Origin of the sequence: Mariniflexile soesokkakense, from assembly GCF_039650365.1 — a bacterium.
GTDB classification, from domain to species: Bacteria; Bacteroidota; Bacteroidia; order Flavobacteriales; family Flavobacteriaceae; genus Mariniflexile; species Mariniflexile soesokkakense.
Window position 1 is genome coordinate 127,987 of the sequence record NZ_JAZHYP010000009.1, and the last position, 13,969, is coordinate 141,955.

General features: G+C 33.1%; 14 protein-coding genes. 7 read left to right on the forward strand and 7 right to left on the reverse strand.

The features are described 5' to 3' along the window. Positions 1–109 precede the first annotated feature (109 nt). Both era and der read left to right on the forward strand, forming a co-directional pair. Positions 110–991 carry a GTPase Era gene (gene era / locus VP395_RS14745; protein ID WP_346242791.1) on the forward strand — a complete coding sequence of 294 codons (882 nt, stop codon included), beginning with the start codon at positions 110–112 and terminating at the stop codon, positions 989–991. A 123-nt stretch (positions 992–1,114) separates the two neighbouring features. Then, positions 1,115–2,419 (forward strand): ribosome biogenesis GTPase Der, encoded by a 1,305-nt coding sequence (der, locus tag VP395_RS14750; protein ID WP_346242792.1) that lies wholly within the window; start codon positions 1,115–1,117, stop codon positions 2,417–2,419. Between the two features lie 3 nt (positions 2,420–2,422). Here the strand turns inward: der and VP395_RS14755 are convergent, their stop codons facing one another. Genes VP395_RS14755 through VP395_RS14780 form a run of 6 tightly spaced genes read right to left on the reverse strand, consistent with a single transcriptional unit; the run spans position 2,423 to position 6,158 of the window. Beyond that, entirely contained in the window at positions 2,423–2,905 is a 483-nt protein-coding gene (locus VP395_RS14755; protein WP_346242793.1) for a TPM domain-containing protein, read from the reverse strand. Positions 2,906–2,907: 2 nt separating this feature from the next. Further along, the gene (locus VP395_RS14760; protein WP_346242794.1) at positions 2,908–3,744 is read right to left on the reverse strand and encodes a TPM domain-containing protein; all 837 of its coding nucleotides are present in this window, start codon (positions 3,742–3,744) and stop codon (positions 2,908–2,910) included. After that, positions 3,741–4,181: a TPM domain-containing protein gene (locus tag VP395_RS14765; protein ID WP_346242796.1), complete on the reverse strand. Its 441-nt coding sequence runs from the start codon at positions 4,179–4,181 to the stop codon at positions 3,741–3,743. The genes VP395_RS14760 and VP395_RS14765 overlap by 4 nt, the downstream gene beginning before the upstream one ends. A gap of 23 nt (positions 4,182–4,204) precedes the next feature. Beyond that, entirely contained in the window at positions 4,205–4,801 is a 597-nt protein-coding gene (locus VP395_RS14770) for a LemA family protein (RefSeq protein ID WP_346242797.1), read from the reverse strand. A gap of 56 nt (positions 4,802–4,857) precedes the next feature. Next, complete coding sequence (locus VP395_RS14775; RefSeq protein WP_346242798.1) at positions 4,858–5,187, reverse strand: MerR family transcriptional regulator; 330 nt, start codon at positions 5,185–5,187, stop codon at positions 4,858–4,860. Beyond that, positions 5,187–6,158 carry a M23 family metallopeptidase gene (locus VP395_RS14780; RefSeq protein WP_346242799.1) on the reverse strand — a complete coding sequence of 324 codons (972 nt, stop codon included), beginning with the start codon at positions 6,156–6,158 and terminating at the stop codon, positions 5,187–5,189. Before VP395_RS14780 ends, VP395_RS14775 begins: the two co-directional genes overlap by 1 nt. A 213-nt stretch (positions 6,159–6,371) precedes the next feature. On the opposite strand from VP395_RS14780, the gene alaS reads away from it, so the two are divergent. Together alaS and VP395_RS14790 are read left to right on the forward strand one after the other, a co-directional pair. Beyond that, positions 6,372–8,984: an alanine--tRNA ligase gene (gene alaS, locus VP395_RS14785; protein WP_346242800.1), complete on the forward strand. Its 2,613-nt coding sequence runs from the start codon at positions 6,372–6,374 to the stop codon at positions 8,982–8,984. An 87-nt stretch (positions 8,985–9,071) separates the two neighbouring features. Beyond that, positions 9,072–10,037 carry a GSCFA domain-containing protein gene (locus VP395_RS14790; protein ID WP_346242801.1) on the forward strand — a complete coding sequence of 322 codons (966 nt, stop codon included), beginning with the start codon at positions 9,072–9,074 and terminating at the stop codon, positions 10,035–10,037. A 10-nt stretch (positions 10,038–10,047) separates the two neighbouring features. On the opposite strand, the gene VP395_RS14795 is transcribed toward VP395_RS14790, so the two are convergent. Beyond that, the gene (locus tag VP395_RS14795) at positions 10,048–11,223 is read right to left on the reverse strand and encodes a helix-turn-helix domain-containing protein (RefSeq protein ID WP_346242802.1); all 1,176 of its coding nucleotides are present in this window, start codon (positions 11,221–11,223) and stop codon (positions 10,048–10,050) included. Between the two features lie 298 nt (positions 11,224–11,521). Here VP395_RS14795 and VP395_RS14800 point away from each other — a divergent pair, with 298 nt between their 5' ends. From VP395_RS14800 to VP395_RS14810, 3 genes are all read left to right on the forward strand, one after another. Then, the gene (locus tag VP395_RS14800) at positions 11,522–12,025 is read left to right on the forward strand and encodes a T9SS type A sorting domain-containing protein (protein WP_346242803.1); all 504 of its coding nucleotides are present in this window, start codon (positions 11,522–11,524) and stop codon (positions 12,023–12,025) included. 32 nt (positions 12,026–12,057) lie between these two features. Then, positions 12,058–13,299, forward strand: coding sequence for an OmpA family protein (locus tag VP395_RS14805; RefSeq protein ID WP_346242804.1), 1,242 nt, complete (start codon positions 12,058–12,060; stop codon positions 13,297–13,299). 6 nt (positions 13,300–13,305) lie between these two features. Continuing rightward, positions 13,306–13,969: hypothetical protein (locus VP395_RS14810; RefSeq protein ID WP_346242805.1), on the forward strand; the 664-nt coding region annotated here is incomplete at its 3' end.

Here is a 13,969-nt window from a genome sequence, read left to right on the forward strand (position 1 = left end):
TAAATACGTATTGGCATCGTAATTCGTAATTTTTAATTTGTAATTACTATTATATAGTTAAATAAACCAATCAAGGTTGTAAATTTGCAACATCTTAAAAACAACAGTTATGAACCATAAAGCAGGTTTTGTAAATATTATTGGTAACCCTAATGTGGGTAAATCTACTTTAATGAATGCCTTTGTTGGAGAAAAACTTTCCATCATCACATCAAAAGCGCAAACTACACGTCATCGTATTTTGGGTATTGTAAACGGTGACGATTTTCAAATGGTTCTGTCTGACACTCCAGGAATTATAAAGCCAGCTTACGAGTTACAAGAAAGTATGATGGGTTTTGTAAAGTCTGCTTTTGAAGATGCCGACGTGTTAATATATATGGTTGAGATTGGCGAGCAAGAATTAAAAGATGAAGCTTTTTTTTATAAAATAACCAATTCTAAAATTCCTGTATTGTTACTTCTTAATAAGATTGATAAGTCAAATCAAGAACAATTGGAAACCCAAGTGCAGGTTTGGTCTGAAAAAGTGTCGAATGCCGAAATTTTTCCCATATCAGCATTAGAAGGTTTTAATGTAAAAGAAGTATTTAATAGAATAATTGATTTGTTGCCCGAATCGCCTGCGTTTTATCCGAAAGATCAATTAACAGATAAACCAGAACGTTTCTTTATAAATGAAACCATTCGAGAAAAAATTCTAATTCATTATAAAAAGGAAATTCCTTATGCTGTTGAAATAGAAACCGAAGAGTTTTTTGAAGAAGAAAATATTATTAGAATACGTGCCGTAATTATGGTAGAGCGCGAAACCCAAAAAGGGATCATCATTGGCCATAAAGGAAGTGCCTTAAAACGTGTTGGGGTAGAAGCTAGAAAAGATTTAGAAGCTTTTTTTGGCAAACAAATACATTTAGAGACCTATGTAAAAGTGAATAAAAACTGGAGAAGCAACCAAAACCAGTTAAGAAGGTTTGGTTATAATAACTAATAAATTTACTGTATTTTAATCTTTTGTAAAAAAGCACTTTAGGTAGTGTATATTTCCTATTTTTGCAAAATATTTCAAGAAATAAAATAATTAATCAGTCTCAGGCTGTTTACAACAAATAAGATGAGTAATATCGTAGCTATAGTAGGTCGTCCAAATGTAGGAAAATCAACATTTTTTAATCGCTTAATTCAACGTAGAGAAGCTATTGTTGATGCTGTTAGTGGGGTTACAAGAGATCGTCATTATGGTAAAAGTGATTGGAACGGAAAGGAGTTTTCACTTATAGATACAGGAGGTTATGTGCTTGGTAGTGATGATGTTTTTGAGGCTGAGATAGATAAACAGGTGGAGTTAGCTATTGATGAAGCCGATGTTATCATTTTTATGGTAGATGTGGAAAGTGGTGTAACAGGAATGGATGAAGATGTTGCAAAATTGCTTCATAAAGTTAATAAACCCGTATTTCTTGTAGTTAATAAAGTTGACAATGCTAAACGTGCCGAAGATGCTGTAGAGTTTTATTCTTTAGGGTTAGGTGAATATTATACCGTTGCAAGTATTAACGGAAGTGGAACAGGTGATTTATTAGATGCTTTAGTTGAAGTGCTACCGGAAAAGGAAACTGTGGTTAATGAAGAATTACCTCGTTTTGCTGTGGTTGGCCGCCCAAATGCGGGAAAATCATCATTTATTAATTCTTTAATTGGAGAGGATAGGTATATTGTAACCGATATTGCAGGTACTACTAGAGATTCTATTGATACGAAGTACAATCGATTTGGGTTTGAATTTAATTTGGTCGATACGGCTGGAATCCGTAGAAAATCTAAGGTAAAAGAAGATTTAGAGTTTTACTCCGTAATGCGAAGCGTACGTGCTATTGAGCATAGTGATGTGTGTTTATTGGTGTTAGATGCTACCCGTGGGTTCGATGGTCAAGACCAAAATATATTTTGGTTGGCAGAGCGCAACAGAAAAGGTGTCGTTATTTTAGTAAACAAATGGGATTTGGTAGAAAAAGACCATAAAACAACCCTTGAATATGAAAAAGCCATTAGAAAGGAAATGGAGCCTTTTACAGATGTGCCAATTATATTTATTTCTACATTAACAAAACAGCGTATTTATAAAGCTATAGAAACCGCTGTTGAGGTTTATAACAATCGTACAAAAAAGATAAAAACAAGTGTGCTTAACGAGGTTATGTTGCCTATTATTGAAAATTATCCGCCACCGGCAAATAAAGCAAAGTTTGTGAAAATAAAATACATTATGCAGTTGCCAACGCCGCAACCGCAGTTTGCTTTTTTCTGTAATTTACCGCAATATGTAAAAGAGCCATATAAGCGTTTTTTAGAAAATAAATTGCGTGAACATTTTGATTTTACAGGAGTTCCGGTAAGTGTTTATATGCGAAAGAAATAGGGCTTAATTCCATCTTTTTATTATAGAATCCAAAGCATTATTAATACCTTCATAATAGTATCTATTTTTAAACTGTGGAACTATTGTGCTGTCTATAATTGTTTTGCACATGTTGTCAGTAAGAATCTTTTCAGTGCTATAACCTGTTGCAATTTCTATTTGTCTGTCGTATTTAGATATAAGTATTAGAAGTCCGTTGTCTTTTTCTTTTTTTCCAACACCTAATTGGTTAGCCATTTTTGTAGCATAATATAAAGCAGTTTCATTATTTGGAATGGAATCGATGGTGTATATGCAAATTTCATTTGTTGAATAATTTTCAAAATCTATGATTTTTTTAGATAAAGAATCTCTTTCAAACTCTGAAAAGATGCTGGCGTAATCTTGAACTACAGATTGATTTATATGTATAACCTCTTTGTTTTTTGTTTTACAGGAAACAATAACAAAAGAAACAAGAAGTATGTGAATTATATTTTTTTTCATGCTTACCAACCACCAGAAGCGCCGCCGCCGCCAAAGCCACCTCCGCCGAATCCACCACCAAAGCCGCCGCCGCCGAAACCTCCACCAGAGCTTCCGCTGCCAAAACCACCACCAGAGGAACGTCCCATGTTGCTTAAAATAATGGCATCTAAAAGACTAAAACCATCCGATTTGTTACCCCGATTTCCTCCTTTACCACCTCGTCTGTTTTTTGAAATTGAAATTAAGATGATAATGAATATAAAAATGAGAATGATGATAAACTCTTTAGGAAATTCGTTTTGATTTGAAGTTTTACGTGTTCCTTTATATTCGCCAGTTAAAACTTCAAAAATGGCATCGGCACCTCGGTTTAAACCACCATAGTAATTATCTTGTTTAAAAAAAGGAATGATATCTTGTCCTATAATGCGTTTAGACATGGCATCGGTAAGTAAATGTTCTACACCATAGCCTGTTATTATAGCTATTTTTTTGTCGCTTTTTGCTAATAGAATAAAAACACCATTGTCTTCTTTGGCTTGCCCAATACCCCAAGCGTGAGCCCATTTTGTACCTAAATAATTGATGTTTTCACCTTTGGTGGAATTTATTGTAGCAATTACTATTTGAGTAGAAGTAGTATCAGAATACTTTATTAATTTTTTTTCTAAACTGCTTTTTTTAGCAGGTGATAATAAATTGATATAATCGTAAACACTTGTCTGGAAGTCTGGTTTTTTAGGAATTTCAAATTGGGCATAAGAAAAACTAAAAGATAAAATAGTAATTAATAAGAATAAAATTAATTGGCTATTTTTATTAAACTGCGACTGAAAACGGATTACTAAATTTTTCACCCTTTAGAAATTTCGTTAGGTAGTTCGTTAATGTCTAAATCGGTATAAGGGAAAAACTTTTTAAGCTGCTCGCCAGATTTTAAAACACCATCAACTAGCCCTTGTTTGAAATGGCCCGCTTTAAAGTGGGCTTGCATTACATCTTTGGTGCTATCCCAAAAGGTTTTAGAGACCACATCGTTAATGCCTTTATCACCATATATAACAAAGGTTTTTTCATCTACGGCAACATAAATTAATACCGCATTTTGCAATTTAGTATTGTCCATTTTCAACATATAAAAAACCTCTAACGCACGATTTGTAGCATCGCCTTTAGAGGTTTTTTCTATATGAACTCGTATTTCGCCCGATGTGTTTAATTCAGCAGTTCTAATCGCTTCAATTATTTCTTGTTCTTCACTTGCGGTTAAAAAATCTTCAACTTTATTGGACATAATAATGGGTTCTGTAGTTCTTGTTAAAAATTAAAATCTACATCTGGTGCGTTTTCACTTCCGGCATCGGCTTTGTAATAATTCATTTGGTCGAAGTTAAAAACACCTGCCAATAATGAATTTGGAAATATTTTTATATGCTTATTGTATGGTTCTACAGCTTCGTTAAAGCGGTCTCTTGCCACGTTAATTCGGTTTTCAGTGCCTTCTAATTGTGATTGTAATTCCAAAAAGTTTTGATTCGCTTTTAAATCAGGATATCTTTCAACAACCAATAATAATTTTGATAACGCGCCAGTTAAACCTTGTTGGGCTTGTTGAAATTGTGCCATGTTTTCTGGTGTTAAGTTGTTCGCATCAATGGTTGTTTTTGTTGCTTCACTTCGTGCTTTAATTACAGCTTCTAAAGTGCTTTTTTCAAAATCGGCTGCTCCTTGTACCGTTTTTACTAAGTTGCCAATAAGGTCGTTTCTGCGTTGGTAACTGCTTTCTACATCGCCCCAAGTTTTAGTTGCGGTTTCTTTTAAATTTACAGCGGTGTTATTGAAGTTTTTTGCCCAAGAGTAAAGTCCGAAAACAATAACGGCAATAATAATAACTGGAATAAGCCATTTTTTCATTAGATATAAATTTTATGATTAGTTTTATTTAGTAAGTAGTCAATCCTTAAAAAATGTTACAAATGTTGCTTAATTTTTATTAATTGATTTTTAACATCTTCCAATTTGCTAATAATTTCAAAGTTTGAAAGCGTTTCTTTCTTTTCTTCTTTTAAATGAATTTTGGCACCTTCTAGCGTGAAACCGCGTTCTTTTACCAAATGATAAATGAATTTAAGATTCTTGATGTCTTCTGGCGTGAATTTTCTATTGCCTTTAGCATTTTTTTTAGGCTTAAGGGCATCAAATTCTTTTTCCCAAAAGCGAATTAATGAGGTGTTTACGCCAAATGCTTTGGCTACTTCGCCAATATTGTAGTATCGTTTTTCGGGTAGTTCTATATGCATTAATCTAATGATTGGTTTTCTAATGAAGCATGCTCTAACATTTTGTTAAATTCTTCGGCTGTTAAACTTCCGTAGTAGAAGTTAATGGGGTTGATTCGTTCACCATCTTTAAAAACTTCATAATGCAAATGTGGTGCTTCAGAGCGTCCTGTGCTACCAACAAAGCCTATAAGTTCGCCACGTCTTACTTTTTGGTTTTTTCTAACATTGTATTTATATAAATGGGCATATAAACTTTCGTATCCGTAACCATGGTTTATTCTTATATGGTTTCCATAGCCAGTAGCGGTATTATCTGCACGTTCTACCACACCATCCCCTGTTGCATAAATAGGGGAGCCTCTAGGGGCAGAAAAATCCATGCCATAATGCATTTTTCTAACTTTAGTAAATGGGTCTGAACGTATCCCGTAACCTGAAGCCATTCTTTTAAGGTCTTCATTTCTAACGGGTTGTATGGCTGGAATTGCGGCAAGTAATTTCTCTTTTTCTTCGGCAAGTACAGCAATTTCGTCAAGCGATTTCGATTGTACAACTATTTGCTTTTGAAGTACATCTAAGCGTTTGTTGCTTTCTATAATTAATTTTGAATTATCAAAACCCTCTAAGTTTTTATATCGGTTCACACCACCAAATCCGGCTTTACGTTGCTCGTCGGGTATGGGGTTTGCTTCAAAATAAACCCGGTAAATGTTATTGTCTCGGTCTGCTACATCTGCTAAAACAGTTTCGGCTTCCTTCAATTTTTTATTCAATAATTCAAATTGTAATTGTGCGTTTTGAAGTTCTCGTTTAAGAGCGCGTTCTTTAGGTGATTCTACAAATTGACTCGCTAAAAAAACAAATAAGAATCCAAATAAAGCCGACCCTAAAAGAAACACAGCGGCATACTTAAGGGTGTTCCTTTTTTTGCGTCGTATCTTCTTGTAAGACAACGATTCTGCATCGTAATAATATTTTACCTTACTCATTTCCTAATTTATTCTATTTTTGCACTTTATTAAATGCTATGTATGTTGAATTTTAATAGCTAACGACCAAATTAATTAAATAGTATTGTTTAGTTGTTTGATAATTAAGATTAAAGTCGTTTTTATTAAAGTTTGAAATATTATGAAAAGAGTAAAGATAAAAATTGTTTTGCAATTAACACCAATTTTAAAAACAGAGTAACCATTTTATAAATGAAGTCACAAGATATTCGTTCTCAATTTTTAAGTTTTTTTGAAGATAAAAAACATAGTATTGTACCATCTGCTCCTATGGTTTTAAAAGATGACCCAACTTTAATGTTTGTAAATTCGGGGATGGCACCTTTTAAAGAATATTTCTTAGGGAATGCAGTCCCAAAAAATAGCCGTATTACCGATACCCAAAAATGCTTACGTGTTTCTGGTAAGCATAACGATTTGGAAGAAGTTGGTTATGACACCTACCACCATACCCTGTTTGAAATGCTTGGTAACTGGAGTTTTGGCGATTATTTTAAGAAAGAAGCCATTGCATGGGCCTGGGAGTTGTTGGTTGATGTTTATGGAATTGATAAAGATATTTTATACGTAACGGTTTTTGAAGGGAGTGATGATGATAACCTTCCTATGGATACCGAAGCTTACGATTTGTGGAAGCAATTCATTTCAGAAGACCGTATTTTAAAAGGAAACAAAAAAGATAACTTTTGGGAAATGGGCGACCAGGGTCCTTGCGGACCATGTAGCGAAATACATGTTGATATACGTTCAGCTGAAGAAAAAGCAAAAATTTCGGGGAAGGATTTAGTAAATCAAGACCATCCGCAAGTGGTGGAAATTTGGAATTTGGTATTCATGCAATACAACCGAAAAGCCAATGGTAGCTTAGAAAGTTTGCCGGATAAACATATCGATACAGGTATGGGTTTTGAACGTTTATGTATGGTGTTGCAAGGGGTTCAGTCTAATTACGATACCGATGTGTTTACGCCGATAATTAGAGAAATAGAAACCATTACCGATAAAAAATACGGGAAAGAGGAAAAGATTGATGTTGCCATTCGAGTGATTGCAGACCACGTGCGTGCCGTAGCATTCTCCATTGCCGATGGGCAGTTGCCAAGCAATACAGGTGCGGGTTATGTAATTCGCAGAATTTTACGTCGTGCAGTGCGTTACGGATTTACATTTTTAGATAAAAAAGAACCATTTATATACAGATTGGTTGATGTATTGAGCGAAAAAATGGGAAGAGCGTTCCCAGAAATGAAAGCTCAAAAACAACTGGTTGAAAATGTAATTAAAGAAGAAGAACAATCGTTTTTAAGAACTTTAGATCAAGGTTTGGTATTGTTGAATCGTATTGTTGAAGAAACAAAAGGAGATACCGTTTCAGGAGAAAAAGCATTTGAATTGTATGATACATATGGGTTTCCCATAGATTTAACAGCTTTAATTCTTTCAGAAAAAGGATTGAAACTTGATGAAAAAGGGTTTAACGAAGAACTTCAAAAACAAAAAAAACGTTCACGTGCAGCTAGTGAAATGAGTAGGGATGATTGGACTGTTTTGGTTGATGATGCTGAAGAAGAATTCGTTGGTTACGATAGTTTAGAAGCTAATGTGAAAATAACGCGATACAGAAAAGTAGTGTCTAAAAAAGATGGCGAAATGTATCAATTGGTATTTAACCTAACGCCGTTTTATCCAGAAGGTGGTGGGCAAGTAGGCGATAAAGGTTACTTGGAAGATACGCATGGCGATGTGGTTTATATTTTAGATACCAAAAAAGAAAATAATGTGATTATTCATTTTGCTAAAAACTTACCTGTCCATATTAACGAATCGTTTAAAGCGGTTGTAGATGAAAAACAACGTTATAGAACCGAGTGCAACCATACGGCAACCCATTTATTGCACCAAGCATTACGCGAAATTTTAGGGACACATGTAGAGCAAAAAGGAAGCGCGGTACATTCTAAAAGTTTGCGTTTTGACTTTTCACATTTTTCAAAACTGACAAATGAAGAGCTACAGGATGTTGAAAATTTTGTAAACGCTAGAATATCAGGTAAATTACCACTTATAGAAAAGCGAAACATGCCTAAAGAAGAAGCGATAGCCGATGGCGCTATGAGTTTGTTTGGTGAAAAGTATGGTGATACAGTTCGTGCTATTCGTTTTGGTAAGTCTATTGAACTTTGTGGAGGAACGCACGTTAAAAACACAGGCGATATTTGGTATTTTAAAATAGTCTCTGAAGGTGCTGTGGCGGCAGGAATACGTCGTATTGAAGCCATAACAAATGATGCTGTTAAAGACTTTTATTCTGAAAACAACAAAGTGTTTTTTGAAATGAAAGAGTTGCTTAATAATGCTCAAGAACCTCTTAAGGCTTTACAGAATTTACAAGATGAAAACACCAATTTAAAAAAGCAAATTGAAGCTTTATTAAAGGATAAAGCTAAAAACATTAAAGGCGAACTTAAAAATGAATTGCAAGACATAAAAGGTATTCATTTTTTAGCCAAAAAATTAGATTTAGACGCTTCAGGTATTAAAGATGTGGCTTTTGAATTAGGTCAGCAGTTTGATAATTTGTTTTTACTATTTGCAACTGAAAGTGATGGAAAAGCATTATTGTCTTGCTATATTTCTAAAGAATTAGTAGCGAGTAAAGGTTTAAATGCAGGACAAGTAGTGCGTGAATTGGGTAAGTACATTCAAGGCGGCGGTGGTGGTCAACCATTTTTTGCAACTGCAGGTGGGAAGAATCCAGCTGGGATTGAGGAAGCTTTGGAAAAAGCAAAAAATTATATAGAATAGTAACAAAGTTGCATAGATACTAAGTTTTTTGAAAAACTGATAAGGAACTTTGTTGCTTTGTGACTTTGAAGCTTAGAAACTAACAAGGTGAATTTACAAACCAAAATACCATTACAAAAGCAATCTAATAATCTAATAGACTACCATTCTAATATACTATTGTTAGGTTCTTGTTTTGTTGAGAATATAGGTGAAAAGTTGTCGTATTTTAAGTTTCAAAATCTTGAAAATCCCTTTGGAATTTTATTTCAACCCAAAGCTATTGAGACTTTAGTTTTAAACGCCATAAATCAAAAAGAATATTCAGAAAAAGATATCTTTTTTCATAATGAACAATGGCATTGTTTGGATGCGCATTCAAAACTCAGTAATCCTTCAAAAGAGGTGTTGTTAAGCAATTTGAATTATTCCAACGAATCAATAATTCAACAAATTAATAATTCAACCCACATCATCATTACTCTAGGGACAGCTTGGGCGTATCGGTTTTTAGAATCGAATCAATTGGTTGCAAATTGCCATAAAGTGCCGCAAAAACAGTTTGCTAAAGAATTGCTGTCAGTTGAAACAATTGCCCAATCTTTAGAGACGATTGTAAGAGCAATTAAAAGTGTTAATTCTAAAATGTCTATTATTTTTACAGTGTCACCGGTGCGCCACATTAAAGATGGTTTTGTAGAAAACACACAAAGTAAGGCGCATTTAATTACCTCAATCCATCAGTTTTTAAATCAAAAATCGTCAATCGTCAATCGTCAATCCTCATATTTTCCTTCTTTTGAAATTATGATGGACGAATTGCGCGATTATCGTTTTTATACTGAAGATATGTTGCATCCCAATCAAACAGCAATCAATTACATTTGGGAAAGGTTTCAAGAGGTTTGGATTTCAAACGAAGCTTTACAAACCATGATAAGGGTAGATGAAGTTCAAAAAGGATTAAAGCATAAACCCTTCAACCCCAATTCTGAAGCGCACCAAAAATTCCTTCATACTTTAGAAGAAAAACAAATTCAACTTCAAAAAGAGTATCCGTATATAAAGTTTTAAAGCAGGATTTCTATTTCGTAGTTTTTAAGTAATCTTGTGGTGAATAGCCAGTTACTTTTTTAAAGGCACTAAAAAATGGATTGTAGGATGCAAACCCAGTTTTGTATGCCAAAGATTCTAAGGTGTTTGTTTTTAAGTAACCCTCTTCTATTAATTGGATACTGTCTTTTATTCTAGAAAGCATTCGGTATTCTGAAAAGGGAATATTGGAATGGTATTTAAATAAATATACAATATGGCTTGTTGGTACACCTAGTTTATTAGCAACATCGGCAGGTGTTGCTTTAGGGCTTCTAAAAAAGTGTTTATCTGTACTTAACTTGTCAATTTCTTGTATGTAGCTAATAATGTTAGACATTATTTTTTCCTGTAATTTTAAATCTTGGTCATTTTTTTTATCACTTATTTCTAAAATCCAATTGCCGTTTTTTGTTACAGATGTTTGCGTGTAGTCTTCTTCAGGTGAGTTGAATTTTAGTATTTTTTTATTAAGGATGGGAAGTCCATAAAGAATTTCGGGGGCGGTTAAAATTTTAAAGTAAATAAATAGCCAATATAGGAGGAGTAATACGGCCATTGATTTTCCTGAAAGACTGGATTTTGAACATACTTCAGAATAAATGGAGGCTAGTAGGGTAATAACGGCTAGTACGTTTTGGGTAAATAAATAGATGGTCCAGTTCTTTACCAGCCTAAGTTGTGTGTTATTTATAAGAAGGTCTTTTTTAAACCAAATGTTTTTGCTTAAAAGCCTGACAATTTGTGTTAGGTAAAATAGAATAAAGATTCCTATTAGAGTAAAATTTATTAAAGGTCTATATTGAAATATATGGCTTCCTGTTATGTGTGGATTGGTATTTATAAAATAAAGAAGCCCTATGAAAATTAAATGTTTTAAATCTTTAAGATCATAGGTTTTGTTTGGAAGTACCAAATTTTTGTAATACAAATAAAAACAGGGCACAACAACGAGATAAAATATGGAATAAATGCCTTTATCTGGAGAAAAAAAGTTTTGTAGACCTAACTTGTATGTGCTATGAACTATAAACCGAATGGAAATTACAATGATGATTAATAATAAAAACGCATTGTAAAACGGATTAGATCTATAAGAAGTTAACATGATGGCTATAGTTATTATACCAACTATGCCAGTGAATAAAAATAAAAATGATTCTGCCAACTTTTTAATAGTTCAATATGCAATAATAAAAAAAACCGCATGATTTTTCTACAATAAACTATTAAATAAACAAAATTTGAATGTTAGGTTGTTTTTAATGGAATTTATGGGGTTTTATTAATTGAATTGTAGTTTTTTTTCTTAAGTAATATTGTTAAATCCTACTTTTTTAACAAAAAAATCGATAAAAAACATTTTTTTTCGCTGAAATACATTTTTTATTATTATGTTTACACCCTAATTTATTTACTGCTGCTTTTGGCTATAAATAGAAATAACACTAAATACCAACTTTTATATGAAACTTTTTTTATTAATTTTTCTCTCTTGTGTGTTCCAACAAGTAGCTTTATCTCAATCAAATTTATTAGTAAGATCCACAACAGGTATATCTGGTAATTCTAATAGCGTTACTTATGGTGAAGATACGTATGTTATTCAGCAAAGTATTGGTCAAACAAGTGCCATTGGAACTTTTAGTAATGGTACTTACACATTAAGGCAAGGCTTTATACAACCCAATGTTTTATCTAAAATTGTAGATAAAAATATCCCATTAAATTTAGGTGTTTCTGTTTATCCTAATCCATTTGTTGCAGATTTGACCCTTACATTTAATGAAGATGTTTCGGGAACAGTAAAAGTGTCTTTATATGACATTTTTGGCAGATTAATTTCTGAAAAAAAATATTTAGCAGACAAAGTAATTACTATCAATTTTAGCGATCTTCAAATTGCTAGCTATATAATAAAAGTGAATGCGAATAATAAACAGTTTGTAAAAAAAATAATCAAAAAATAACCTAATCAAATAAATAACTCAAAAACCAACCAATGAAAAAAATTGCAATTTTAATGTTAATATTTATAACCAGTCTAGCAACTTCGCAAGAGTTAGCTTTAGAAGTTGGTAAAACTATTTCTTCATTTGATTATGAAGATTCGTCTGGAAACAAGTTAGAAAATATTCACCCCTCTAATCACACCTATTTAGGGTTGGGGTATCGAAAATCAATATCAGCAGAAGCCCTATTTTTAACCTTAAATGCGTCTTACAGCGGCTATGGCTCTATAGGCAGTGATAAAGCTCTAGATAATTATTTCGAATGGGATTTAAGTTACGTAGGTGTAGGTGTTGGTTTGGACTATGAATTTTACAAACCTGGAGATTTCACCTTTTTTATTAAAGGGCTTGGGAATGCTGAGTTTTTGGTTCAAGGAACTCAGACCTTAAATAATCAAGTATATAGTTTACCTGGAGAAGCAGATTTTAACACCGCTATATACACAATAAGAGGTGGTTTAGGAGTGCAATATGAAATTTCTAAAGGCTTAAGTGTTTTCAATCAATATACGTATGGTTTTAGTGGAACATTCAAAGAGATAGAGGGTAAATTAAAGATTAATTCTCATAATGTTGGACTAGGAATATTAATTGATGTTTCTAAAAACTCTTACAAAAGAAAAGAATTTGAAAACTATAAAGTTCAACTTGAGGAGCTGAAAAATGAAACAAACGTTAATACAGAAACAATTAAATCATTACAACAAAAATTAGAAGTAAAGGAGGCTCTTGAAAAAGAGATTGATAAAAAAAACAATGAGATTAATATGCTAAAATCTTCTATTCACAATGCTTTATACACATATAAAGGTAAGGATTTGAAAATAGAAGACCGCCAAGACAAGGTGTTGATTACTTTAGATACTAGCTTGGTTTTTGATTCAGGTAGTACGGAAATTAATAATGAAAGTAAAAAAGCATTACAGGATTTGAGCGATATATTGGCTAAAAACCCTGATGTATCAGTGTGTATTGAAGGACATACGGACAATGTACCTTTTATAAATTCAAAATTAACTAATAGAGACCTTTCTTTACAAAGAGCCACTGCAATTGTAGATAAGCTGAGTGAAAACCAAAATATAAACCCTGAAAATTTGGTTGCCGCTGGTATAGGAGAATTTGACCCTATTGCTGATAATTCTACAGAAGAAGGAAGGGCTAAAAATAGAAGAATAGAAATTGTATTGATCCCAAAACTTGAAAATCTAAAAGATTTAATAAAAAACTAAGACATCATGAAAAAAATATTATCTATCTTAATCTTAATCTTACTGTCCGCATCTGTTTTTTCACAAACAGAGGGGATTAGTTATCAAGCAGTAATACTTAATCCAAATGAGCAGCAACTTCCTGGAGTAAATGCTCAAGGGAATATTTTAGTAAATAGTCCTATTGCTGTACAGTTTTCTATCTTAAATGAAGCAAATGTTGAAGAATTTCAGGAATATCATAATACAGTTACAGATGCTTATGGGATGATTAACCTGCTTATAGGCAGTGGTAATTTAACAAGTTCTAGAATGTTTTCTGATGTTAATTGGAATGGTACCGAAAAAACGCTTAAAGTAGAAATCGATTTTTCTGGTACAGGGAATAATTTTATTGTTCTCAGTGAGCAGAAGTTAACATATATGTCTCATCCAGCTAGTACTGAAACCTTACAGCTTATTTCTGATAATACAACACTGATATTAGAAGAAGAAATCAGGGCAAAAAATGCTGAAGCAGCGCTCCAAACAGAATTGGACGCGACCCAGACCGGAGCGGGATTGAATGCCGATGGCACCTACACAGCGAATGCAAGTGCCAACTACATTTCAGGCTCAACCTCTTTACAGGATGCGGATAATGCTTTGGATACCCAATCAAAAACGAATTCTGATGCCATTGCAGCGGAAA